26 protein-coding genes and 1 tRNA gene are annotated in these 24907 nt (G+C 34.9%); 10 read left to right on the top strand and 17 right to left on the bottom strand.

Annotation, left to right across the window (positions count from 1 at the left end; translation table 11 throughout):
• Positions 1-27 precede the first annotated feature (27 nt).
• Positions 28-1668, top strand: a complete 1641-nt coding sequence (locus EZ428_RS00325; protein WP_131551123.1) for an NAD+ synthase — start codon at positions 28-30, stop codon at positions 1666-1668.
• Positions 1669-1708: 40 nt separating this feature from the next.
• Here the strand turns inward: EZ428_RS00325 and EZ428_RS00320 are convergent, their stop codons facing one another.
• The 7 genes from EZ428_RS00320 to rsmI all read right to left on the bottom strand — a co-directional run bounded on the left by EZ428_RS00320 (position 1709) and on the right by rsmI (position 6452).
• Positions 1709-1972, bottom strand: a complete 264-nt coding sequence (locus EZ428_RS00320) for a hypothetical protein (RefSeq protein ID WP_131551122.1) — start codon at positions 1970-1972, stop codon at positions 1709-1711.
• A 74-nt stretch (positions 1973-2046) separates the two neighbouring features.
• A complete protein-coding gene (gene lspA / locus EZ428_RS00315; RefSeq protein WP_131551121.1) occupies positions 2047-2541 on the bottom strand; it encodes a signal peptidase II in 495 nt (164 codons plus the stop codon).
• 4 nt (positions 2542-2545) lie between these two features.
• Positions 2546-3052, bottom strand: coding sequence for a hypothetical protein (locus tag EZ428_RS00310; protein ID WP_131551120.1), 507 nt, complete (start codon positions 3050-3052; stop codon positions 2546-2548).
• Entirely contained in the window at positions 3037-4638 is a 1602-nt protein-coding gene (gene lnt / locus EZ428_RS00305) for an apolipoprotein N-acyltransferase (protein WP_131551119.1), read from the bottom strand. The genes EZ428_RS00310 and lnt overlap by 16 nt, the downstream gene beginning before the upstream one ends.
• A 94-nt stretch (positions 4639-4732) precedes the next feature.
• Positions 4733-5023 (bottom strand): GIY-YIG nuclease family protein, encoded by a 291-nt coding sequence (locus EZ428_RS00300; protein ID WP_131551118.1) that lies wholly within the window; start codon positions 5021-5023, stop codon positions 4733-4735.
• Between the two features lie 65 nt (positions 5024-5088).
• Positions 5089-5730 (bottom strand): PH domain-containing protein, encoded by a 642-nt coding sequence (locus EZ428_RS00295; RefSeq protein ID WP_131551117.1) that lies wholly within the window; start codon positions 5728-5730, stop codon positions 5089-5091.
• Positions 5730-6452, bottom strand: coding sequence for a 16S rRNA (cytidine(1402)-2'-O)-methyltransferase (gene rsmI, locus EZ428_RS00290; protein ID WP_131551116.1), 723 nt, complete (start codon positions 6450-6452; stop codon positions 5730-5732). Before rsmI ends, EZ428_RS00295 begins: the two co-directional genes overlap by 1 nt.
• A 112-nt stretch (positions 6453-6564) precedes the next feature.
• Between rsmI and serS the strand changes: the two genes are divergently transcribed.
• On the top strand, positions 6565-7836 hold the full coding sequence (serS, locus tag EZ428_RS00285) for a serine--tRNA ligase (RefSeq protein ID WP_131551115.1): 1272 nt from the start codon (positions 6565-6567) through the stop codon (positions 7834-7836).
• Positions 7837-8024: 188 nt separating this feature from the next.
• On the opposite strand, the gene EZ428_RS00280 is transcribed toward serS, so the two are convergent.
• The 7 genes from EZ428_RS00280 to ileS form a co-directional block, all read right to left on the bottom strand.
• Complete coding sequence (locus EZ428_RS00280; protein ID WP_131551114.1) at positions 8025-8336, bottom strand: hypothetical protein; 312 nt, start codon at positions 8334-8336, stop codon at positions 8025-8027.
• A gap of 162 nt (positions 8337-8498) precedes the next feature.
• Entirely contained in the window at positions 8499-9200 is a 702-nt protein-coding gene (locus tag EZ428_RS00275) for an SIMPL domain-containing protein (protein WP_131551113.1), read from the bottom strand.
• A 307-nt stretch (positions 9201-9507) separates the two neighbouring features.
• Positions 9508-10047 carry a GNAT family N-acetyltransferase gene (locus EZ428_RS00270; RefSeq protein ID WP_131551112.1) on the bottom strand — a complete coding sequence of 180 codons (540 nt, stop codon included), beginning with the start codon at positions 10045-10047 and terminating at the stop codon, positions 9508-9510.
• Between the two features lie 117 nt (positions 10048-10164).
• Positions 10165-10854 carry a 3-keto-disaccharide hydrolase gene (locus EZ428_RS00265; protein ID WP_205945577.1) on the bottom strand — a complete coding sequence of 230 codons (690 nt, stop codon included), beginning with the start codon at positions 10852-10854 and terminating at the stop codon, positions 10165-10167.
• Between the two features lie 132 nt (positions 10855-10986).
• Positions 10987-11589 carry a lipoprotein signal peptidase gene (locus EZ428_RS00260; protein ID WP_131551111.1) on the bottom strand — a complete coding sequence of 201 codons (603 nt, stop codon included), beginning with the start codon at positions 11587-11589 and terminating at the stop codon, positions 10987-10989.
• Positions 11589-11972, bottom strand: a complete 384-nt coding sequence (locus tag EZ428_RS00255; protein ID WP_131551110.1) for a TraR/DksA family transcriptional regulator — start codon at positions 11970-11972, stop codon at positions 11589-11591. Before EZ428_RS00255 ends, EZ428_RS00260 begins: the two co-directional genes overlap by 1 nt.
• Before the next feature lie 6 nt (positions 11973-11978).
• The gene (gene ileS / locus EZ428_RS00250) at positions 11979-15395 is read right to left on the bottom strand and encodes an isoleucine--tRNA ligase (protein ID WP_131551109.1); all 3417 of its coding nucleotides are present in this window, start codon (positions 15393-15395) and stop codon (positions 11979-11981) included.
• An 82-nt stretch (positions 15396-15477) separates the two neighbouring features.
• On the opposite strand from ileS, the gene EZ428_RS00245 reads away from it, so the two are divergent.
• Both EZ428_RS00245 and EZ428_RS00240 read left to right on the top strand, forming a co-directional pair.
• Positions 15478-15663: a hypothetical protein gene (locus EZ428_RS00245; protein WP_131551108.1), complete on the top strand. Its 186-nt coding sequence runs from the start codon at positions 15478-15480 to the stop codon at positions 15661-15663.
• Positions 15664-15674: 11 nt separating this feature from the next.
• Positions 15675-15935 carry an isoleucyl-tRNA synthetase gene (locus EZ428_RS00240; protein ID WP_131551107.1) on the top strand — a complete coding sequence of 87 codons (261 nt, stop codon included), beginning with the start codon at positions 15675-15677 and terminating at the stop codon, positions 15933-15935.
• Here EZ428_RS00240 and EZ428_RS00235 read toward each other — a convergent pair.
• On the bottom strand, positions 15932-16387 hold the full coding sequence (locus tag EZ428_RS00235; RefSeq protein WP_131551106.1) for a GNAT family N-acetyltransferase: 456 nt from the start codon (positions 16385-16387) through the stop codon (positions 15932-15934). The genes EZ428_RS00240 and EZ428_RS00235 overlap by 4 nt on opposite strands.
• Before the next feature lie 6 nt (positions 16388-16393).
• Positions 16394-18748, bottom strand: coding sequence for an efflux RND transporter permease subunit (locus EZ428_RS00230; protein WP_225870960.1), 2355 nt, complete (start codon positions 18746-18748; stop codon positions 16394-16396).
• Positions 18749-18909: 161 nt separating this feature from the next.
• On the opposite strand from EZ428_RS00230, the gene EZ428_RS00225 reads away from it, so the two are divergent.
• The 6 genes from EZ428_RS00225 (at position 18910) to EZ428_RS00200 (ending at position 23979) form a co-directional block, all read left to right on the top strand.
• Positions 18910-19257 (top strand): diacylglycerol kinase, encoded by a 348-nt coding sequence (locus EZ428_RS00225; protein ID WP_131551105.1) that lies wholly within the window; start codon positions 18910-18912, stop codon positions 19255-19257.
• A 2-nt stretch (positions 19258-19259) separates the two neighbouring features.
• Positions 19260-19985 (top strand): DNA repair protein RecO, encoded by a 726-nt coding sequence (recO, locus tag EZ428_RS00220; RefSeq protein WP_131551104.1) that lies wholly within the window; start codon positions 19260-19262, stop codon positions 19983-19985.
• Between the two features lie 95 nt (positions 19986-20080).
• Positions 20081-20158: transfer RNA gene (locus EZ428_RS00215), tRNA-Val, on the top strand.
• A gap of 511 nt (positions 20159-20669) precedes the next feature.
• Complete coding sequence (locus EZ428_RS00210) at positions 20670-21599, top strand: formylglycine-generating enzyme family protein (RefSeq protein ID WP_225870959.1); 930 nt, start codon at positions 20670-20672, stop codon at positions 21597-21599.
• Between the two features lie 32 nt (positions 21600-21631).
• Positions 21632-22957 (top strand): Gfo/Idh/MocA family protein, encoded by a 1326-nt coding sequence (locus tag EZ428_RS00205; protein ID WP_131551102.1) that lies wholly within the window; start codon positions 21632-21634, stop codon positions 22955-22957.
• A 71-nt stretch (positions 22958-23028) separates the two neighbouring features.
• Positions 23029-23979, top strand: coding sequence for an FAD:protein FMN transferase (locus EZ428_RS00200; protein ID WP_225870958.1), 951 nt, complete (start codon positions 23029-23031; stop codon positions 23977-23979).
• On the opposite strand, the gene EZ428_RS00195 is transcribed toward EZ428_RS00200, so the two are convergent.
• Entirely contained in the window at positions 23974-24570 is a 597-nt protein-coding gene (locus tag EZ428_RS00195; protein ID WP_131551101.1) for an insulinase family protein, read from the bottom strand. The two genes, EZ428_RS00200 and EZ428_RS00195, sit on opposite strands and share 6 nt — an antisense overlap.
• Between the last annotated feature and the right edge of the window lie 337 nt (positions 24571-24907).

The raw sequence follows: 24907 nt of genomic DNA, 5'->3' as shown, positions 1-24907 counted from the left end.
CACATCTCCATACTCAATTCTATTTTAATGAAAATAGCACTTGCCCAACTTAATTATCACGTCGGTAACTTCGAAAATAATACTAAACACATTATCGAAAATATTTCTCTTGCAAAACAGAAAGGTGCAGATATAGTAGTTTTTGCAGAATTGGCAATTTGTGGTTATCCTGCCAGGGATTTTTTAGAGTATACAGATTTTATATTACTATGTGAAAATGCGGCTCAAGAAATTGCAAAACACTGTGTTGATATAGCTTGTATTGTTGGATTACCCATTAAAAATCCCTTAATTGAGGGAAAGGATTTGTATAATGCTGCCTATTTTATAGCTGATGGAAAGATTCAAAATATTGTAAAAAAAGCACTGTTGCCAACTTATGATGTATTTGACGAGTATAGATATTTTGAACCCAATACAAAATTTGAGTGTGTTAATTACAGAGGGAAAAAGATTGCTTTAACCATTTGTGAAGACTTATGGAACATTAATGATAATCCATTATATGTTTCTTGTCCGATGGATGAATTGATTAAGGAATCGCCTGATGTGATGATAAACATTGCTGCTTCTCCCTTCAATTATCGTCATGATGAAGACCGTATTCAGGTATTGGCAGATAACGCGAAAAAATATAAACTTCCACTTTTTTATGTAAACCAAGTTGGCGCACAAACCGAGATTATTTTTGATGGAGGTTCTTTAGTTTTCGATGAAACTGGCGAGGTAAAAGCAGAAATGAAATATTTTGAAGAAGACCTTCAAGTATTTGATTTGGATGAAATTCAAAATGTAAAAAATAAATATCCAGCACCAGAAAGAGCAAGTGACATTAGTCAGATACACGATGGTTTGATTCTGGGCATTCAAGATTACTTCAAAAAATCTGGATTTAGCAAAGCGGTTTTAGGTTTGTCTGGCGGAATTGATTCTGCTATAGTTTGTGCCTTAGCTTGCAGAGCTTTGGGTGCTGAAAATGTAATGGCAGTTTTAATGCCATCTAAATATTCTTCAGACCATTCTGTAAAAGATGCCCTGGATTTGGTTAAGAACATAGGTTGCAAACACGAAATTATTGAGATAAAAGAAGCTGCGAATGCTTTCGATAACATGTTGGCAAAACCATTTACTGGCTTAGCACAGAATTTAACAGAAGAAAATATCCAGGCTCGCTGCCGAGGAATTATTTTGATGGCAATGTCTAACAAGTTTGGCTATATTTTATTAAATACGTCTAACAAAAGCGAGTGTGCTGTTGGTTATGGTACTTTATATGGCGATATGTGTGGTGCAATTGGTGTAATTGGCGATGTATATAAAACTCAGATTTTTGAGATGGCTAGATACATTAATAGGGATAGCGAGATTATTCCAGAAAATACAATTGTTAAACCACCGTCTGCTGAATTAAGGCCAGACCAAAAAGATTCTGATTCGCTACCTGATTATGATATTCTCGATAAAATCTTATTTCAGCATATAGAAATGCAAAAGGGTTCTAAAGCAATTATTGCTCAAGGATTTGATGAAGCTTTAGTTAAGCGTATCTTGAAAATGGTAAACTTGGCAGAATTTAAAAGGTATCAGACCCCACCAATTTTAAGGGTATCTCCAAAGGCATTTGGTATGGGGAGGAGAATGCCAATTGTTGGAAAATATATGGATTAACAAAGAAGCCTAACATATGTTAGGCTTCTTTGTTGAAAGATTAAACTTTATTTGGAGTAGTCTCATCATTATCCGTAAGGTCTTCCCACTTATCTTCTGCCTTTTCTTTCAATTCAGAAAGTTTAATTTTGGCGTCTAGAGCCATTTGTTTGGCTTCTTCACTAAGCTCGTCCCACTTGCCTTCTGCTTGATCTTTTAATATTTCAAATTGATCTTCTGCCTTGTCTTTAAGCTCTTCAAGTTTATCTGATAGGTTGTCAAAAAAGCCTTTTTCTTCTTCTGGTTGTTGATTTTTGTTTTCCATAATGTTTATTTTTCTGTAGATGAATTTCAAATATAAAAAATAAATATCGGTTTAACTATTTGGTTTTTAGATGTTTAAACTCTTACTTTTTGTTTAAGGGAATTAGCCAAAAGAATCCCTATGCCAATCATGATAGAAACATCGGCCAAGTTGAAAATTCCAGTTCTAAACAAGCCAAAGTCCATATGAAGGAAATCGGTTACTGAACCATAAATAATTCGGTCGTAGATATTACCAATTCCTCCGCCAATTAAAAAGCACATTCCAACTTGCATTGCTTTAGGTAAATTGATTTTATAAAGCAAATAGAATAATGCATAGCCTAAAACAATTACAGGTAAAATGGTTAACAGGATAAATCTAACTGCATCTGGCAAGTTATTGCCAGCACTTAAAAAGGCACCTGTATTTTCTACTTTAGTAATGATAAAATGGTCTTTAATAATATTGATGTTCTCATTATAATCAACTTTATTTCTAATGATGGATTTCGAAACTTGGTCGCAACCAATGTTTAAAGCAACCATTGCAAGCAGTAAAACTATTCTTAAATTCTTTTTGTTTTTCATCTGCTTAGTTAATGACTTTGTTAGATTTCGGTATAACCAATTTAGAGTTAATTTCAGGAAACATTTTTCTCAAGTCTGCTTCTTGTGTAGTTCCGGTATCCAAAAAATACCAATTTTTACCACCATCATAAGAAATAGAGAACAAATAACTATTAGAGTGAATCGTTTTTGCCCCAAATTTTAAATCTAATATTTGAGGTACAATACTTTGAATATCTTTTGGGGATTTAATGGTCTGCACAACTTTGCCAATTGAAATTTTATCAAACTGAAAACCTTGTTGTTTTAAACCTGTCATTGTTTGTTTAAGCGTTGCTGCTGCTTTTTCAGTGCCACCCATCATTTTAATAATTTTTGGATGTGTGTATTTCAGCAACGTTTTATAATCTCCTTTTGAAACGGAAATTGCCATTTCATTAGCTTGCTTATAGAGATTGTCTAGATAAACTTGTGCTTTTAAATTGGTGGTTAATCCAATTATTAAGAAGATGATAATTAATTTTTTACCCATTTTTTGTAAGGAATAATTAGTGCTAGTAAAACTGCTAATATCGAACAAATTTGTGCCAAGATATCTCCAGTATTAACATAAGTCGTGATGTTGTCGTTTAGGTTGATATTCTCTTTTAAAGCAGTCCTTGTCCACCAAGTAGATTTATTTGTAATATCTCCTCTCTGATTGATAAACCCAGAAATCCCAGTGTTTGCCGAGCGAACTACCCATCTTCGAGTTTCAATTGCTCTTAATTTGGCATACAATAAATGTTGGTCTTTGCCAGATGTATTTCCCCACCAACCATCATTGGTAATGATAGCAATAAACTGAGCGCCATTTTTAACAGATTCGCCAATCCAACTTCCCCAAAGGGATTCGTAACAAACTACCGGAGCAACGCCAATTCCGCTTTGTGAATAAAATACGCCTGGTTTTTCTTGCCAACCCCAACCAGAAACGCTACCACCTAAACCTTCAAAAACTGGTGCTAAAAATGAAAATACTTTTGGGAAAGGCATTTTTTCTACACCCGGAACTAGTTTAGATTTATGATAAAACTCAACTTCAGCTGAATTTTCTACTTGCATTGCGGTGTTATAATTATCGAAAAAGCCCCCATTTGAATTTACTTTGGCAGAGAGAGTATGTTTGTCATTGTAAAACTTAACACTTTCTATTCCGGTAATTAATGTTCCATTTTTGTATTTACTTAAAAATTGCTGTGCGTATAAAAAATCTGGATTGCTACGGATTTTCTCTTCATCAGCATATCTTGGTATGGCAGTTTCTGGCCAAATAAAATATTCGGTATTTACTTGTGCTACAGAATCTGATAAATGAGTAAGAATGTTCAGTTCATTAGTAGAAACGGAGCCGTATTTATCATAAGGATCAATATTTGGCTGCACCACAACTACGTTTACAGGAACAGATTTTTCTTCATATTTATTATATTGATATAAAGAAAATCCGATGGGCAGAACTAAAACTAATATCCAGCTAACACTGAATCTGACTAGCTTTGCATCCTTCCTAACTATGGCCTTGTAAGTTTCAAACGCCAAAATATTGCTTAATAAAATCCAGATTGAACCACCATAAACCCCTGTGTACTCATACCATTGCGCTAGTTGATGCATTCCTGCAAAACCATTACCTAAAGTCATCCAAGGAAAGGCTAAATCCCAACTTTGGTGTAAGTATTCCATCGAAATGTAAAAGCAGATTAAGCCTACATAAGCTATTATCGGATTTATCTTAGTTCTCAATTGATAATACAACCAAAAGGCGAATGTCATTAATAAGGCACCTAATCCAAATGGAATTAATGAAACTGGAATAGCAATTAACCAACCATTGTATGCTTTTATGGCATTATAAACCCAGTAAATACTTGCTGTATTCCATACTAAAAAAGTTAGACCAGCAGTTAAGAAAACTTTTTTGCCAGTTGTCTTTTCTTTTGGAGCAACAACATTATCCAATGCAATAAACAATGGAACTAAGCCTACTAAAAGTAATGGAGCAAACCAAACATTTGGTGGCCAAGCTAACCACATTAAAAAGGCACTAAGTAAGGCTAAGAGATAGTTTTTTTTCATTTTTTTGTTAGTGTTCGTCATGCTGAATTTATTTCAGCATCTTTCCTGCTATTCCTTTTTGGGAAGACAGACCCTCAAAATGATTTAAGGCGATTTATAAGTTTAGAAACAAATCTTCCCAATTGGAATTTTCAGCATTTATCAAATTAATCTTCCATGCCCGTTTCCAATTTTTTAATTGTTTTTCTTTTCCAATGGCTTCCTCTATAGTACTGAATTGTTCATAGTATACTAATTTATTGCAATTGAATTTAGCAGTAAAAGAGTTTGGATAAAATTTTTCTTTATGCTCAATAATTCTAGCATATAAATCAGAGGTTACACCAATGTATAAAACTGTATGTGAAAAGTTGGTTAATATATAAACACAGCCCCCTCTTTCCATTTTTTGGTGTTTTGCTCCCTCATCCCAGACCCTGAAATAAATTCAGGGTGACGGAATCGGGTAATTTACAAACTATCTAAAATAGCCGATTTTTTACTTTCGTATTCTTCCTGAGTGATCAACTGTTTATCGTAAAGCGTTTTTAGTTTCCTTAGCTTTAAAGTGGTTTCATCTTCTGCTTCTTCAATTTGTGGCTGCTGAATAACAACTGCTTCTTCAATTTCAATTGGGGCTTCGAATATACCCTGAACAGGAGGTAAGTTTATGGCAGAAGCTGAAGCGCGGTTCTCTTCCAGTTTCTGTTGTCTAGTTAATTCTTTTAAAGCTTCTAACTGCTCATTTGCAGCTTGATGTAGTTTTCTAGCTTGAACTTTAGGAATAAACTCAGTAACAATATTTTCGCCATGCTGCGGTACGCAGATAAACTTAGAGCCGAAAAACTCTTCTTTAAACGAAACCTCTTTTATGTTTTTCCAAGAAATATCTTTAAAATTCATTGTTAAACCTAAATTTCCTGGCTCACAATAGAAAATACGCTTGTTGCTTATGGCGATGCTATCTGGCAACAAGTTTACAGCAGGTTTTTTTTGTACAGCTAAGTACAAAAGCTCTTCCCCTGTGGTTAATAAATCATTTAATTTCCCAATTACCTTTTCTACAGCCTTTGGGTCTTGTTCGTCACTTAAAAATCTATCTATTGAGTTCATTATTTTTCTTGTTTGTATTTGTCTTTATTCTTTGATTTTTCTTTACTTGCTTCACAGCCAGCAACACAAATTACGAATTCTCCTTTTAATATATTGTTTTCGAAATGTGATTTTATTTCTAACACTGTACCGCGAACAGTTTCTTCATAAATTTTAGTCAATTCTCTACTAACCGATGCTTGCCTGTCTTCACCTAAAAACTCAGCAAATTCTTCTAATGTTTTCAATAACCGATGTGGACTTTCATAAAAAATCATCGTCCTTTCTTCATTTGCCAATAACTTTAAACGAGTTTGTCTGCCTTTTTTTACCGGCAGAAACCCTTCAAAAACAAATTGGTCGCTAGGCAAACCGGAGTTAACTAAAGCAGGTACAAAAGCTGTCGCCCCTGGCAAACAGTTTACTTCTATTTCATTTTTTAAGGCTTCTCTAACTAGAAAAAATCCTGGATCAGAGATGGCTGGAGTTCCTGCATCAGATACTAGAGCCACATTTTTGCCATCTTTTAAAAATTTAATAATTTCAGAAGTAGCCTTGTGTTCATTATGCTGATGATGCGAATAAGCTTTTTTATCGATGCCAAAATGTTTAAGCATTGGTGCGCTTGTTCGGGTATCTTCAGCCAAAATCACATCCGCTTCCTTTAAAATACGAATAGCCCTAAAGGTCATGTCCTCTAAGTTTCCTATCGGCGTAGGTACGAGATATAGTTTACCAGTCATTTGATTTACGATTTACGATTTACGAATGACGATTTATTATAGTACGATTAAAAATCTAAAATCGTAAGTCGTAATTCGTAATTCAATCTTATCTTTGTAAAAAAATAAAATAATGCTGCAAGTTAACTATATCCGCGAAAATAGAGAGAAAGTTTTAGAGCGCCTCAATGTGCGTAATTTTAAGCAACCCGAATTGGTAGACCAAATCATTTCCATAGATGAAGAACGTCGCCAAACTCAAAATTCGTTAGATAATCTTTCAGCAGAAGCTAATAGCGCTGCAAAACAGATTGGCGAATTAATGCGCAATGGCAAAAAGGAAGAAGCAGAAGCAATAAAAGCTCAAACTACTTCTAATAAAGACAGCATTAAAACACTTGGAGATAAGTTAGCCGAATTGGAACAAAACCAGTTTAACTTACTTGTTCAATTGCCAAATTTACCTCACGACTTGGTAAAATCAGGCACTACGCCAGAAGAGAACGAAATTGTTTTGGTACACGGTGAGCCTGCAAAATTACCTGCAGATGCTAAACCTCATTGGGAGTTAACGGCTAAATACGATATCATCGATTTTGAATTAGGTGTTAAAATTACTGGAGCAGGTTTTCCTGTTTACAAAGGAAAAGGAGCTCGTTTGCAACGTGCATTAATTAACTTTTTCTTAGATGAAGCAATTGCTGCTGGATATAAAGAAATGCAAGTTCCTCATTTGGTAAATGCCGCATCTGGTTTTGGTACCGGACAGTTGCCAGATAAAGAAGGACAAATGTATCATTCAACTGTAGATGATTTGTATCTTATTCCAACTGCAGAGGTTCCAGTTACTAACCTTTACCGTGATGTAATTTTAAAAGAAGAAGATTTACCTATTAAGAACACGGCATACACACCATGTTTTCGTCGTGAGGCAGGTTCTTATGGCTCACACGTTCGTGGTTTAAATCGTTTGCACCAATTTGATAAGGTAGAACTTGTTCAAGTTACTCATCCAGATCGCTCTTACGAGACGCTTGAGGAAATGAGTACTTATGTACAAGGTTTACTGCAGAAGTTAGGTTTACATTATCGTGTGTTGCGTTTATGTGGTGGTGATATGGGCTTTGGCTCTGCCATGACTTATGACATGGAAACATGGAGTGCTTCACAAGAACGTTGGTTAGAAGTTTCTTCGGTTTCAAATGTAGAGACTTTCCAAAGTAACCGTTCTAAAATTCGTTTTAAAGGCAAGGAAGGTAAAACTCAATTAGCGCATACCTTAAATGGAAGTGCTTTGGCATTGCCAAGAATTGTTGCTTCAATTTTAGAAAACTATCAAACTGAAAATGGAATTGTCATTCCAGAAGTACTGAGAAAATATACAGGATTTGATATTATAGATTAGCGAATGACGTCGTCTCAACAGAACAGAGCGACGAGAGATCTGTTACATTATTATTTCTGTAAAATGTTCAGCTTATAGTTGTGAACTTACAGATTTCTCTTTGCGTAGAAATGACGAAATATACAAAAACGAAAAGGGCCTCGATTTTACATCGAGGCCCTTTTCTATATGATAGGATTGTGTTTCTCTTACAAGATTAAAATTAATAATAAAATGATGATGATAATTGCACCAACTGAAAGGTAAACACCGCCAGACAAAGCACGAGCTTTATCTTTCATTTCTCTTAATTCTTTGCGTAAAGCTTTTTTCTCTTCTCTAGTTAAGTTAGATTTATCCATATTACGGATTTCCTCAACTCTGTTTACAATTTTATCAAACTGAACTTTTTGCTCAGCCGTCATTTCTGTTTTAGGTTCTTTTTTGTCTGCTGCCGAAACATTTGTTGTACTAACTGCTAAGGTAAAAACTAGTACTAGGGAGTAAATAAATTTTTTCATGATTATAATTTTTAAGGTTTGTATTTCAATATAAACAAAAAACCTACCAAATTGATTTGGTAGGTCTCTCTTTTTTTAAAATCCCTTATTTTTTATTGATATTAAGCTTTTGTTAAAACTACAATTATTCTATTCTTAATAGTTGTCTACTGAAATGGGCAATTACTTAATTTCAAAAACTGTATTTACTACATAATTCAGCTTTATTTTTTTGAAATCTAATTCAGGAGCAGCAGCTCCACTAGCATCCTCGGCTTTCATCATCATTACATTTGCTCTGTACATTGGTTGTGGGTAAGCTTCGTTATTTATTTCCTGAATATCAATTACGCCACCTAATTTTTCTCCCAAAGCTTCAACCATGTATTGTGCTTTTTCTTTGGCAGCTTGCAAAGCTTTAATTTTCAACTCTTTTTTAAGCGCTGTAATTTTAGAGTAATCATAACTTTCTATACTAGTTGATGAAATACCTTTTGGGTCAACTGCACCAATAATTTCATTCCACTTATTCAAGTCGCTTACCTTTAAACGGTATTGTTTGCTCGCTAAAAAATCAGGGTTTTTCTTTTTTTCAGTTATATAATTGTAGCTCGACACGTTGTTAACCATTAAATCTTCTTTCGCAATACCTGCTTTTAAAACAGCATTATAAAGCTGGTTTTCCAATTCTGTAATCTCAACTCTCTTTTTGCTGTTATTATCTTTTAAATATTCTTTTAAAGAAATACTTAAATAAATAATGTCTGGCGTAACTTCAGTTTCTGCAGAACCACTAACGGTAATCTTCTTTCTTAAATCTACTTGTTGTGCCATTGCACTCATACTAAATAGGGCAATAATGGCTAATGTTATTAAACGTTTCATAATTATTCTTTTTGTGTGTTTAGGTTAGATGTAAAAATCATACCAATTCCACATAACAAATTTCATTTTTGATTTAATGCGCACATTTTCAAAAGTTTATTTTGTAATAAAAGTTTTATTTTTTTAGAAAAGCAGGGATGGTGCAGCTATTAAAGGAGAGTCCTGCTGTCCGTTTTACTCCGTAAGCAACCAAAGAGGTTGCTACTACGTGCTCAATCCATCAGGTTTATAAACGAAGGCTTTTGCTGCTATGAGGGGTGGGACTTGCATTCAATCTTCTAATGCAATTGCTCTTCTAAAAATAGAATTAAAGACTATTTTTAATCCAATCTTCTTTGTCAACCTGATAAACAAAATTGGTTTTAACAGGTTCTCCATAATAGGCAACTTCAATTGTATCAATCTTTTTGGCACCTAGTTTTTCTGTAGCCTTTTGAGAACGGAAATTAGTTTCTCCAATGTGCAAGATGATTTTATCTACAAATTGAAAAGCGTAATCGAACATTAATTTTTTTAACGCTTTGTTATGTCCTTTGCCCCAATAAGCTCTGCCAATAAAAGTATAGCCAACTGCTACTGAATTATTTTCTTCATCTAATTCATAATATCTTGAGCTACCAATAACGTTTCCAGTTTCCTTTTCTGTAATTAAAAAGGCACCTTTCGATTCCATCGCACCCTTAAAGAAATTCTGAAAGACTTCTCTTTGATATCTGTTTTTATTTGGATGTTGCTCCCAAACTAATGGGTCAGCAGCTACTCCATATAATTTTTCAAAATCTTCTTCCTGCAAAGGAACAATTTTTATCAATTCATTTTCAAGCGTAGGTTGTAAGTCGAAATTCATATTGTTTTAGGGCGGTGGTTTCGGAACGATAAGGTTCTTTTTTTACCACATAGATACATAGAAAACACAGTGTAATTTTCAAGCCTATGTCTACTATCTGCCTATGTGGTTTAATTACTATTTGCTTAATTTTTTAATTGGTTTCAACATTAATTTTTTAAACTCAACTTCAGAACCTTCGGCTTGTAAAGCAATCTGACCTTTGTCAACCGTACAGTTTGTTCCTTCGTTAACTAGAACACCATTTACCCAAACTTTTACATTGTTTTTATAACATTCTATCACCATTGTATTCCATTCGCCTAATGGTTTTTCTGTTCCATCAGTTAGGTTTTTAATCCTTCTGGCCTTATTTCCATTAACTCCCCAAGTATCTTTTGGCCCACGACGAGCCTCCATGTCAGGAACAGTAATATCTTCTTCAATACACCAAAAATCTCCAGCATCTTGATGTTGCATTTGTACCTCCAAAGATTTTGGAAACATTCCGTATAAAGCTCTTGGCGTAGAAGCGTGAACCAATACGCCACAATTACCTGGTTTACCCGCAAAACGATATTCAACTTCTAAACGATAATTTTGATAAATGGCATCAGTAATCAAATGGCCTCGTGGGTCGCCCAAGCTTACCAACATTCCATCACGGATAATAAAGGAAGGCTTAATATTTGGGTCTTTATCTTTTGCTGGAACATCGCTGTGCCAACCGGCTAATGATTTGCCGTCAAATAGGCTTTTTTGTGCAAAGGTTATAGAAGTGCTAATTAAAATGGTTAGTGTAAGAATTAGGATTGATTTCTTCATCATTTTTAAATTTGGTTATGAATCAAATATAATCATCTAAAACAAAAAGCCACACAACAATTTGCTGTGTGGCTTGTAAAATCTTAAATCGTTCCAAATGCATCCCTTTGGGATATATCTACAATCGTAATCTAATTAATCTTCTACTGTTTCGTTGTTAATTCCGATTTCATCTTTAACCTCTTCCTTAAAATAACTTTTTTGGAAGATTAAAATGGCTATAACACCAACAGAAATTGCAGCATCTGCTAAGTTAAATACCGGACGGAAAAATTCGAATGGCTCGTTTGCCCAAAAGGGAGACCAAGATGGAAAGTGACCTTTTATAATTGGGAAATAAAGCATGTCAACTACTTGACCATGCAACCAACCTGCGTAACCATAAATTTTACCATAAAATACAGAGTCGATGATGTTTCCAACTGCACCTGCAAAAATTAAGGCAACGTTTAAAATTAATCCACGATGATATTTGTGTTTAATTAGGTGGTGTAAACCGTATCCGATACCGGCAACCGCAAAAACTCTAAATAAAGAAAGTGCAAGCTTACCAAATTCGCCACCAAATTCTAATCCAAATGCCATACCGTTATTTTCGGTAAAGTGGATGATAAACCAGTCGCCAATAATTTTAAACTCTTGTTGCAGGCTCATATTGGTTTTAACCCAAGTTTTTGAAGCCTGATCAGCAATAAGTACTAAAATTATAAGTATTAAGGGTTTAGTATAGCCTTTCATTAACCTTGTTTCAATTTAGCTTCCATACTTAACGTTGCATGAGGTACAGCACGTAAGCGTTCTTTCTGGATTAATTTTCCAGTTTCTCTGCAAATTCCGTAAGTTTTATTTTCGATACGAACTAAAGCAGCCTCTAGGTTATCGATAAATTTCTTTTGACGAGCAGCTAGTTGATTAATTTGTTCTTTTTCTAATGTCGCAGAACCGTCTTCTAATGTTTTATAAGCACCAGAAGTATCTTCAGTTCCATGAGAATTTGGACTGCTTAATGACGAAGTAAGTGAAAGAAACTCTTCCCTTGAACTTTTTAATTTTCCTTGGATTAGCTCTTTAAACTCTTGTAGTTCACTGTCTGAATAGCGGGTTTTTTCAGTTTTTTCCATTTTAATTTATTGTTTAGCAATCAAAAGCTGTAGTTCAACATCTTCGATTACGATTTTGTTTCCATTATCTATTCTGTCTGACAATATAATATCATCAGCTAATATTTCAGCGCAAATGTAAGTTTTGTTTTGCATCACTGCATCTGCAATTAAATTATCATACTGTAAATTTACAGTAATGCGGTCTGTAACTTCAAAATTCAACTCTTTTCTTAAATTCTGAATACGATTAATCAGCTCTCTCGATAAGCCTTCCTGTTTCAACTCTGTGGTAATACTAATGTCTAAAGCCACTGTTAGGTTGCCCATATTAGTCACTTGCCAGCCAGGGATATCTTCAGCAATGATTTCGACGTCACTTAAAAGTATCGAGTAGCTAGTATCAGGCCCGCCTGTCGGACGGGCAGGTATCAAGATTGAACCTTCTTTTTCAAACTTCGCTAAATCTTCTTGTGAGATATTATTAATCGCTTCGGCTACCAATTTCATGTCCTTTCCAACTTTAGCACCTAAAGCTTTAAAGTTTGGTTTTACTTTCTTCTTGATAAAACCAGCAGTATCCTTGATGAAATCAATTTCTTTGATGTTGGTTTCTGATAAGATTAGGTCTTTAACTAAATCAACCTTTACTTGGAAATTATCATCTAAAACTGGGATAAGTACTTTAGCTAAAGGCTGACGAACATTGATGCCCATTTTCTTGCGTAGTGATAAAACCATCGAAGAAATGTTCTGTGCCAATTCCATTCTCTCATTTAAATCATAGTCAATTAATGTTTCATCAACTTCACTCCAAATGGTTAAGTGAACAGATTTTGCTGTATGAACTTCAGGATTTGCTTCTGTTAATCTGATGTATAACCAATCTGCAAAGAACGGAGCAACTGGGCTCATGATTTGAGAAATAGTCATTAAACAAGTAAACAGAGTTTCGTAAGCTGCTTTTTTATCTTCCGTCATTTCGCCCTTCCAGAAACGGCGACGAGATAAACGTATGTACCAGTTACTTAAGTGTTCATCAACAAAAGCTTGGATAGCTCTAGCTGCCTTTGTAGGTTCATAAGCTTCGTAACTTTCATCAACTTCTTTTATTAATGTTTGAAGCAATGATAAAATCCAACGGTCTAATTCACTACGTTGAGCAATTGGAGTTTGATTTTCTAAGTCAATTTCAAACTTGTCGATATTTGCATAAAGCGCAAAGAAAGAGTAGGTATTGTAAAGTGTTCCGAAGAATTTACGACGAACTTCATCTAATCCATCTAGGCTAAACTTTAAGTTATCCCATGGAGATGCATTTGAAATCATGTACCAACGCGTAGCATCGGCACTGTATGTATCAATTGTGCTAAAAGGGTCAACAGCATTGCCTAAACGTTTAGACATTTTGTTGCCGTTTTTATCTAACACTAATCCATTAGAAACCACATTTTTATAAGCAACACCTAAGTTATTTACGTGTTTGTTGATGGCTTTAATTTCATCACTACTTTCGCTTAACATTACAGCAATAGCATGTAAAGTAAAGAACCAACCACGAGTTTGGTCAACGCCTTCGGCTATAAAATCTGCAGGATAAGCATTTTTAAATTCTTCCTTGTTCTCAAAAGGGAAGTGCCACTGTGCATAAGGCATTGCACCGCTATCAAACCAAACATCAATAAGGTCTAATTCACGAGTCATTTTTTCGCCTTTGGCTGATGTTAAAATTACATCGTCAACATAAGGACGGTGCATGTCTTTTAGCTCAAAACCAGCAGGCATGAAACCAGCGTCAATAGATTTTTGGATTTCTGCATTCAACTCTGCTATAGAGCCAATACATTTTTCTTCCAAGCCATCCGCTGTACGCCAAATTGGTAATGGCGTACCCCAATAACGAGAACGAGATAAATTCCAATCAACCAAGTTTTCTAACCAATTGCCAAAACGACCCGTTCCGGTAGCTTCAGGTTTCCAGTTAATGGTTTTATTCAATTCCACCATTTTCTCCTTAACGGCGGTTGTTTTGATAAACCAACTATCCAATGGATAATATAAAACTGGTTTATCTGTACGCCAGCAATGAGGATAAGTGTGAACGTATTTTTCTACCTTAAAGGCTTTGTTTTCTTCTTTTAATTGGATAGCTAACTCAACATCGACAGATTTTTCTGGAGCATCTCCATCTGCGTAATATTCGTTTTTAACGTATTTTCCGCCATAATTTCCACCTAAGGCTGCGATGAATTTCCCTTGCAAATCTACCAAAGGAACAGCGTTGCCTTTATCATCTAACACCAACATTGGTGGAACTTCTGGCGTTGCCAATTTAGCAACTCTAGCATCATCAGCTCCAAAAGTAGGAGCAGTGTGAACAATACCAGTTCCATCTTCCGTAGTTACGAAATCTCCTGAAATTACTCTAAACGCATTTTCTGGGTTTTGGTAAGGTAGTGCATAAGGCAATAATTGTTCGTATTTGATGCCTACTAAATCTGCGCCAACAAATTCGCCTAATATTTGATAAGGGATTTTTTTGTCTTCAGCTTTGTAGTTGGTGAAATCTTCATCAGCAGCTACCAAAAAGTATTTACCAGCAAACTGCTTGCCTACTAGAGCTTTTGCCAAGATTACTTGGATCGGCTCAAAAGTATATTGGTTAAAAGTTTTAACCAAAACATAATCAATCTTTGGACCTACAGTTAAAGCAGTGTTACTTGGTAAAGTCCAAGGAGTGGTTGTCCAAGCTAAAAAGTAAACCGTTCCAAATGCTTTTAAAGCTGCAGGTAAAGTTTCATCAATTGCTTTAAATTGGGCAACAATAGTCGTATCACTTACATCACGATAAGTTCCAGGTTGGTTTAATTCGTGAGAACTTAATCCAGTTCCTGCAGCAGGTGAGTAAGGTTGTACCGTATATCCTTTGTATAGATATCCTTTTTCGTAGAACGATTTTAATATCCACCAAAGGGTTTCGATATATTCATTGTGGTAAGTAACGTAAGGGTTTTGTAAATCAACCCAATAACCCATCTTTTCGGTTAAGTCGTTCCAAACATCTGTATAGCGCATTACCTCTTCTTTACAAGCAGAGTTGTATTCTTCGACAGAAATTTTCTTGCCGATATCATCTTTGGTAATGCCTAATTTTTTCTCAACTGCAAGCTCTATTGGAAGACCATGCGTATCCCATCCGCCTTTGCGTTTAACTTGATAACCTTTAAGGGTTTTGTAACGGCAAAAAATATCTTTAATAGCACGAGCCATAACGTGGTGAATACCAGGCATTCCGTTTGCAGAAGGCGGACCTTCATAAAAAGTAAAAGGCTTAGCTTTTGAGCGAGTTGAAATGCTTTTTTCAAATATCATTTCATCTTTCCAAAACTTAAGTATTTCTTCTCCTATTTTAGCTAGTTCTAAAGTTTTAAATTCCCTATACATCAATCAAGTATCTTCAAAAATTAAAGGATGCAAAGCTAAGGTTTTAGAATGAATTTTGGTAGTTTTGAAGTCAATTTGTTTTATGGAAAAACGACTAAAAACCGGACTTATTTTTATGGTTGCCGCAGTAGTATTAATGCCTATTGCGATTTTGCTCAAAAACAGTAACGAAACACTAACTATTGCGGTACTTATTTTTACCATGTTATTAGAACTTATTGGGTTAATCTTTGTTATCATGAGCATATTAAAGAGAAAGAAAATCTAAAGCTCAGGGTTATGATAAAGGTTCTAAGGTTAAAAAAAGGTGTAATTGCAATAGTTTTAGGAATCATTCTGCTTATCGTTGCTCAGGTTATGAGTAGCAAGCATATCGATGGAAGTAATGTTGTATTGGGCTTTTCAGGCGGATTTTTAATTTTGGGTTCTTTAATTTTCCTATATCCAATTTTATTTGCCAAAAAAGTAGATAACGAAGGTGAGGAGGTCGAATTAAAGCCTGCAGCTAAAGAACCATTAGATGGCGAAAATGTGGCCTAATCAGTTTTATTGTTGTTTACTTTTTTCCAATCACTAGCAGTCATCTCAAATTTCACTTCCCCTTTTCCGTGTGTTCCAATTATCTTCCAACCAGCTTTTTTGTAGAATTGTTCAGCCCTAGTATTTGCTGAAGTCCCGAGCCAAACATTTGTATTTGTTTGATTGAAATACCAATTTAGCATGATGTCGTGAAGTTTTCTTCCAATTCCTTGCCCTTCAAATTTAGGAACTAAAAACAATGCCCAAATATTATTTTCTTTCAAATCAACTATTGAAAAACCTACAACTTCATCACCGATTTCACACACCCAACCCTTACCTCGATTTAAGATATAATCTTCTACGTCGGCATCAGGTACTAAGTTAGGGTCAGATAAAGTATTTTCCCTAACCGAATTTCTAACGATCTGAATTTGTTTGATGTCTTGTATGGTGGCTTCTCTAAAAATCATTTGAGCTTAATGGTCAATTAAATCTTCGTTTTTAGCCGCTTCTTCTGCTGGAATTAATTTGCGAGTTTTCTTTTTGTCTAACCAAAGCATTAATGCAGGTAATAAAGTTAGATTGAAAACCAAGGCAACAAATAGCGTTATCGACAATAATAAGCCTAAAACCACTGTTCCGCCAAAAGTGGACGCTGTGAAAATACCAAATCCAAAAAATAAGATCAAAGCAATATGCGTCATGCTTACTCCAGTTTCTCTAATGGTATCTGATACTACTTTGGTGACACTGTAATTGGTTAAAGTTAGTTCCTGCTGGTACCTAGTTAAGAAATAGATGGTTTGGTCAGATGCCAATCCAAAGGCGATAGTAAAAATTAATATGGTAGAAGGTTTTAAGGGGATATTGAAGAATCCCATCAGTCCTGCTGTGATAACTAAAGGAACAATGTTTGGCAACAAGGAAATAAACATAATGCCCAAGCTTTTAAACTGAGCTAGGCGTAAAAGCGAGATTAAAATTATGGCAAGGCCGATACTTTCAAATAGGTGTTTTAACAAATAATCAGTCCCTTTTGAGAAAATAATACTCGAACCAGTTAACTGAACATCAAATCTTTTTGGAGTTAAAATAGAATCAATGCGAGGTTTTAGTTCTAGCAATATGGCGTCTAATCTCTTCGAGCCGATATCAGCCATTTGAAAACTTACACGTGCCGTCTGTTTATCCTTGTCTACAAAGTTGGTTAACATATTGCCATTTCCTTTTCCAGAGTTGGCCGCATAAGCTAGAATGAAGTTTTTCTCAATATCTGTTGGTAGACGATAAAATGCAGAATCGCCATTGTAAAATGCTTGAGACGCATATTTCAATCCAGTATTTAATGAAATTGAGCGAGAAAACTCTGGATAAGATGCAATCATCCTTTCCATTTTATCAATTTTATTGAGGGTAGAAATACTTAAAATTCCGTTTTTCTTTTTGGTATCAATACTGATTTCTAATGGTAAAATGCCTTCAAAATTCTTCTCGAAAAACTTCAAATCTGTTAATATTTGGGAGTTTTTTGGTAAGTCATCTACCACGTATCCATTAATGTTGATTTTGTAAATTCCAATAAATGAAATAACAGATATGATAAAAGTAAGCACATAAATAAGCACACTTTTATTTTGGACTAGCAAATCTGTTTTCTCTAGTAATTTATCCAAGAAATTAGGGATGTGTGGCGTATTTGCTTTTCCTTTTGGCATTGGCAAATAACTGAAAATGATTGGGATTAGACACAAGCACATTAGCCAAGTGAACATTACATTTAATGCAGCAACACTTCCAAATTGCATTAACAATTCACTTCCTGTAAAGTATAAAACGCCAAAACCAATGGCTGCAGTAACGTTGGCAATTAATGTAGTTACGGCAATTCTTTCTATGGTAATGCTTAATGCTTTTTGTTTGTCGCCGTGTTTTTTAAGTTCCCCATGGTATTTATTTAAGAGCAAAATACTATTCGGAATACCTATAATTACAATCAATGGTGGAATTAATCCAGTTAAGATGGTAATCTCATAGCCAAATAAAACCAAGGTGCCAATGCTCCAGATTACACCCATTATTACAACCAAGATTGGGAAGAAAACCGCGTAAAAGCTCCTAAAGAAAATTAACAATATCAATGCTGAAACTAGGATTGATAAGCCTAAGAAAAGCACAAATTCGTTAGACACAAGCTTACTTGTGGCGGTTCTGATAAACGGTAAACCAGATTTATGAACTAGGATATTGGTGTTTTTAGCAAACGCATCAGCCTTTGCTTCTATCTCTTTTAATATTGGGTTCCTGTTAACTGAGTTTAATATTTTAGGATCGAAGGTAATGGCCATTAAAGTAGCATTACTTTCTTTGTTAAATAATAGTCCATTGTAAAATGGCATTCCTTGTATTTTGCGTTTTATCGAGTCCATTTCTGAATCCGATTTTACAAACCCACTTGGAATTGGGCTAACTACAAATTTCTGGTTAACGGTGTCTTTTTGTAATTCGAATAACTTTCCGATAGACAATACACCTTTTATTCCTTTTAATTTTTGGATTTCATCCGTTAGTTGGATCCATTTGTTATAGTTGTCTTTTTTATAAATATCGGCACTTTGAATACCTAAAACCATTACACTTCCATCTTCGCCAAATGTTTTCTTGAAGGCATTATATTTAATAAAAACAGAATCTGTTAAGGGTAAAATTTTTGCGCCAGAATAAGATAGCTTCAGGTTTTTGGCGTGGTAAGCCATAAATACGGTGGCAATTAGGAAAAAAAGTACGAGAAGGATTCGGTTTTGAAGTATAGCTCTAGAGAGTTTAGCCCACATAATCAACTGCTGTTTAAAAAAGTAAAGAAACTATAAAAATGGCTGATTGCAAAATCTATGTCTTAATTTGTGTTAAATTAAACACTAAACGAGGATTATTGTTTGTTCAGTAGTAATTGAACAATATCTGATTTCATTATTTTGATGTATTTTAGCGTTAAATGAAGAAGTTTTTAAAAAGTTTTATCTATTCTTTTAATGGCTTGTCCTATGCTTTTAGAACACAATTGAGTTTTAGGGTTCATTGCCTGGCAGCAGTTTTGGTAGTGCTTTTAGGTTTATATTTTAAACTAAATTCATACGAATGGTTATGGATAGCTATTGCAATTGCTGTTGTTGTTATTTTAGAGTTGGTAAATACTGCTATTGAGATTCTAGTAGACTTAGTTTCGCCCGAGCAAAACCCTAAAGCTGGAGCAATTAAAGATGTAGCTTCTGCTGCGGTTTTAATCGGCGGTTTAATGGCTTTGGTAATTGGGTTGATTATTTTTGTGCCAAAACTTATTTAATAATGTTGCACAAAATCCGAGGAATAGTTTTGAAAACTACGCTGTATAGTGAAAGTAGTGTGATTGTTCAGGTTTTTACAGATAAATTTGGGATCCAATCTTATTTAATAAATGGGGTAAAAAAGCCAAAGGCGAAAATACCAATGAATTTGCTACAGCCATTACATTTATTAGATATGGTTGTTTATCACAAAATAAATACCCAAATACAACGAGTGGCAGAAGCAAGACCATCGCCCGTATTTCGTTCTATTCCATATCATGTGATTAAAAACACCATTGTTCAGTTCCTGAATGAGGTGTTATATAAAAGTATTCGTCAGCAAAATGCAGATGAAAATTTATTTAATTTTATTTACAATGCCATTAGTTGGTTCGATGAAACGGATGACCCTAGCGTGAATTTTCATTTGGCATTTCTATTAAAGCTATCTAGGTTTTTAGGTTTTGCTCCTCATTCACAAACTCGAAATGACCAAAAATACTTCGATTTACAAGAAGGAGACTTTACTTCGGTGATGCCAATTCATCCATATTTTATGGACAAAATAGATGCAGACTGGTTTTTGTTGTTATTTAATACACCTTTTGAAAAATTATTTGAAATAAAAATAGACAACATTACTCGTCGCTTTTTGTTAGATAAAATATTGGTTTACTATACTTTACACACGGCGTCGTTCGGTCAAATTAAATCTCATCAGGTGTTGGAAGACATTCTTTCTTAAAAAAAGTGAAATTATTTTTGCAAAACAGATAGAAGACACTATATTTGCATTCCCAAAACGAAGGAAGGATTTCATTTTTTAAGGGAAAAATAAAAGGGAGCTTAGCTCAGCTGGTTCAGAGCACCTCGTTTACACCGAGGGGGTCGGGGGTTCGAACCCCTCAGCTCCCACCAAAAGCCTCTCATTGCAAAATGAGAGGCTTTTTTGTTTCTAAAATATTTATGTAGATGTGTCGGGAAGAGGATCGGATCAACTCCGATCAATACATCAATCCCAAATATTGTGTGGCAAGCGATATAATTATGGGTTGAGTGAAGACTAGCCAGAGAATTTATTTAAACGAAGGATGAACGTAGAATGGTGCTATTGCCACTAAATCTAAACTAATAGGTAGCTGGTGTTTTCTTCTTACCATTGATATACATAATCCCTAGACACTTTTGCTTTTTTTTGCCCGTTATGGTGAATGGTTATTAACTTAACTCAAGTTCTACGCTAAACCTTAGTCCTTAACCTCTAACCAAATCCTCAACTAATCAACTCAATTAGATGCCACTTAAATCTGCTATTTCATTTACTTATATTAAGAAATGTATATGCTTAGTTAATATCTGCATTTAATTACGATTTTCTTTTTCTATTTTTAGTGCCATGAATTATAAAGTGCGCATTTTATTCTGCTTGATGTTTATTACGTTACAATCTCAAGCACAAGAACAGGCAGCTTATCAGCAAAAAATTGATGGAACAAAGCTTTCTTTTGATATGCAAGCCATTCCGGCAGGTAGTTTTTTAATGGGAAGCAAAAAAGGAAATGCTGATGAACTTCCAGTTCACAAAGTAAAATTAGATGCTTTTTGGATGAGTAAATTTGAAGTAGCTTGGGATATCTATGAACCATTTCTTTATAGAGATTACGAAAAATCTAACAGCTTAACACCCGTTCCTCCGCAAGTTGATGCAGTAACCAGACCCACAAAACCTTATCTAGATATGACTTTTGGAATGGGTAAACAAGGGCAACCAGCTATTGGTATGACTCAATATAACGCCATCCAGTTTTGTAAATGGCTTTATATGCGTACAGGTGCTTTCTACCGTTTGCCAACAGAAGCAGAATGGGAATATGCAAGCAGGGCGGGAAGTATGGATGAATTCCATTTTGGAAACGATGCCTCAAAACTAAATGAATACGCTTGGTTTGTGGACAATAGTGAAAAGAAAACCCATCCAGTAGGTTTGAAAAAACCAAATGCTTGGGGCTTGTATGACATGTTGGGCAATGTTGCCGAGTGGACTTACGACGAATACAAACCAGATTTTTATGCAAGTTTAGGTAAAACTGAAGTGAAGAACCCAGTTGCAATACCTGATAAATTATATCCTTTAGTTGTTCGTGGTGGTGCTTATGATGATGATGCAAAGGCACTTCGCTCTGCTGCAAGAAAAGCATCAGACCCATCTTGGAAACAAATAGACCCTCAAATTCCAAAGAGTAATTGGTGGTTTCCTGAAGCGCCATTTGTAGGGATAAGATTAGTTAGGCCATTGATAACGCCAACAAAAGAAGAAATTGAGGCTTATTACAACAAAGCTCCTATAGCAGATTATTAACCAAAAATAACCAAATATTAAACTGAGAACTAATGACAAATAACAACAAAACACTAAACGAAAGAAGAGAGTTTCTAAAAGCCTCTGCATTAGTGGCTGGTGGTGTATTAATGAGCGGCTATTCATGGGCGGGCGTAAACTCGTCTGTAGATGATACCATTAAAATTGCACTAATTGGCTGTGGAGATAGAGGAACAGGAGCTGCTTTTCAGGCGCTGAACACTAAATTTAATTTGAAGTTAGTGGCAATGGCCGATGCTTTTCAAGACCGTTTAGATAATAGCTATAAAGCACTTTCTACTAAGTTTGGCGCAAAGGTTGATGTTCCAAAAGAACGTCAGTTCGTGGGTTTTGATGCCTATCAAAAAGCAATCGCACTAGCAGATGTTGTGTTATTGGTAACGCCACCAGGATTTAGACCCATGCACTTTGAGGAAGCCGTAAAACAAGGTAAACATGTGTTCATGGAAAAACCTGTTGCGGTTGATGCCCCTGGAATAAGAAAGGTTTTGGCAGCAGCCGAATTAGCAAAACAGAAAAAATTAAATGTAGTTGTTGGTTTACAGCGTAGGTATCAAACTAATTATAGGGAAACCATCAAAAGAATTCAAGATGGTGCTATTGGAGATATTTTCGGCGGACAGGTTTACTGGAATAGTGGTGGTGTTTGGGTAAAACCTCGTACTGCTGGTCAAACAGAAATGAACTATCAAATGAGAAATTGGTATTATTTCAACTGGCTTTGTGGCGACCATATTGTTGAGCAACACGTTCATAATATCGATATTGCCAATTGGATAAAAAATGCTACACCAGTTTCTATTCAAGGAACCGGTAGTAGAGCTTGGAGAACTGGTAAAGATTACGGAGAAATATATGATAACCACGCTGTAGAGTTAACTTATGCAGATGGTTCTGTAATTCATAGTCAGTGCCGTCACTTCGAAGGAACAACCAATCGTGTTGATGAAAGTTTCCAAGGTACAAAAGGTAAGGTTTACCTTTCTGCAAATAACAGTGGGATTTTATGGGACCATAAAGGAAAAGAAATCTTCAGTCATAATACAAAAGGAAATGCCAACCCATATCAAACAGAACATGACGAATTGTTTGCGGCCATTGCTGGTAACGAATATAAGTTTTGGGATGCAGAAAGAGCGGCTAACAGTTGTTTTACAGCAATAGCTGGAAGGTATGCAACTTATTCTGGAGAAGTAATTAAATGGGATGAGGCATTAAAAGCAGAAAACAGCTTGTTCCCAGAAAAATTAACTTGGGATGCAATGCCTAAAGTTTTGCCAGATGCTAATGGACTTTATCCTGTTGCAATGCCAGGGAAAACAAAGGTGCTTTCTTAGTGCATAATTGTTTCAAATATTTAATCTTATTCCTATCCGTTGCCTTCCTATCGGCAACAAAAAGTTCTTCCTTGCGTGAATTCAAAATAACAGGATTTGCGCAAGGCACAACTTATTCCATCAATTATTTCGCAGACGATAGCCTGGTTACCAGAAACCAAATTGACAGCATCTTAAATGTGATCGACTTATCAATGTCTTTGTATAAGCCAAATTCAACCATCAGCAAGTTTAATAAAATGCCAATGGGGAAGATTAAGATTGATACGCACATGAAAAACGTATTGGTCAAATCTTTTCAGATCAATAAGGAAACAGATGGTCTATTTGATATTACACTTCAGCCTTTAATGAGGTTGTGGGGCTTTTATAAAGATGGGGCCAATCAAACTCCCGATACTTCAAGAATAAAAGCATTTCTATCCGAGACTATCGGAATGAACAAAATTAAATTGAGGAAAGACTTTTTAAGCAAGGCAAATAACCATATAGAGATCGACTTAAATGGAATTGCGCAGGGTTACTCGGTAGATGTTATTGCAGATTTCTTTGAAACAAAAGGCATTAATATTTATGTTGTAGAGGTAGGAGGTGAGGTGAGTGCAAAAGGACCAAAGCCAGATGGAAAACCAATAAAGATAGGAATAGAAGGCCCGTCTGAAAATGCTTTTACCGATGCTAATATCAAACACATCATTTCTTTTACGCAGGGTGCAATTACAACATCTGGTAATTACCGAAAATTTATCACTTATAATGGCAAAAATTATGGTCATATCATTAGCCCTAAAACCGGTTATCCTATCAATAATGAAGTGATCAGTGTTACTGTTTTTGCTAAAAAAGCAATAGATGCAGATGGCTATGATAATGCTCTTATGTTAATGGGTATAGAAAAGGCTTTAAAGTTCGTAGAACAGAAAAAAGATATTGAAGCCTATTTTATATACAAAAAACCAGATGGAAAGGTTGTTGACACCCTAACATCTGGCTTTAAAAAAATGATTGTTGATAACTTATAAGGTTGCTACAACATTCCAGCTTCCAAATGCTTTTGAAGCAATTTCTTTAGCATCAGAAGGGGTGATGTCGCCAGCAATGGTGATGAAAGTATCACTGGCTTTAAAGCTTTTATTATAATAATCCTGAACATCTGCAGCTGTAATTGAATCTAAATCAGCTTTGTTTCCAGTATATAATGATTTCATTTCATCAAATGCTTGCTTAGCTGTTGTTGGATTTAAGAAAAGAGTTGAAACATAATTTAAGGCAGGCTCAAAATTAGCAGTGTTGGTTGCTGTATTAGCTTCATTATAAGCAAAGGTTACTTTTGATGAAGTTGCGCCAGTAGCAGACATCGAATCGTTAAATTTAGTCGCTTTATTATTTAAATAGTTCTCGAATACTTGTGCAATTACTTTATTTCCACAAGTCTGATTCTCAATAGTTAATCTCGAGTATATTTTACCTAAACCATTGTTCTGCGCTACTATAACAGTTATTCCGTTTTTTAGCTTAAAACGAACAGGTGCTTTCATTGAGTTTTGTGCAGAAGCAACAGTAAAAGATAATAGGGCAATAAAAAGAATTGCAATTTTTGTTATTGATTTCATAATAAGGATTTACTAATTTTTTTAATTAATTAATTTGTTGAAGCAAAATTACTTCGAGTATTTAAACGTAAATAGATATAGTAGTTACAAAGGCAATTACGCACGTTGAACGATAATTTTTAGTCGTTAAAAATTCTTTGTTCATTTTGGGGATGTAAAATGAACAGAATGAACAAAAGTAAAACTTATTTCTTAATAATTAAAATTTTACCGCTAAATCGCGTTTTAAATCGTTTTACTTCAGGTTTGATAATTAGATTGTTCCATTAAATAATGTAATTTCTACCCTTAATTTTTTGTAATACTTAACCTACGTAAAAAATAAATGAACAGATTG

The sequence above is a fragment of the Pedobacter frigiditerrae genome, from assembly GCF_004331645.1.
Taxonomy (GTDB): domain Bacteria; phylum Bacteroidota; class Bacteroidia; order Sphingobacteriales; family Sphingobacteriaceae; genus Pedobacter; species Pedobacter frigiditerrae.
This window is presented reverse-complemented; position numbering and strand designations above follow the sequence as displayed.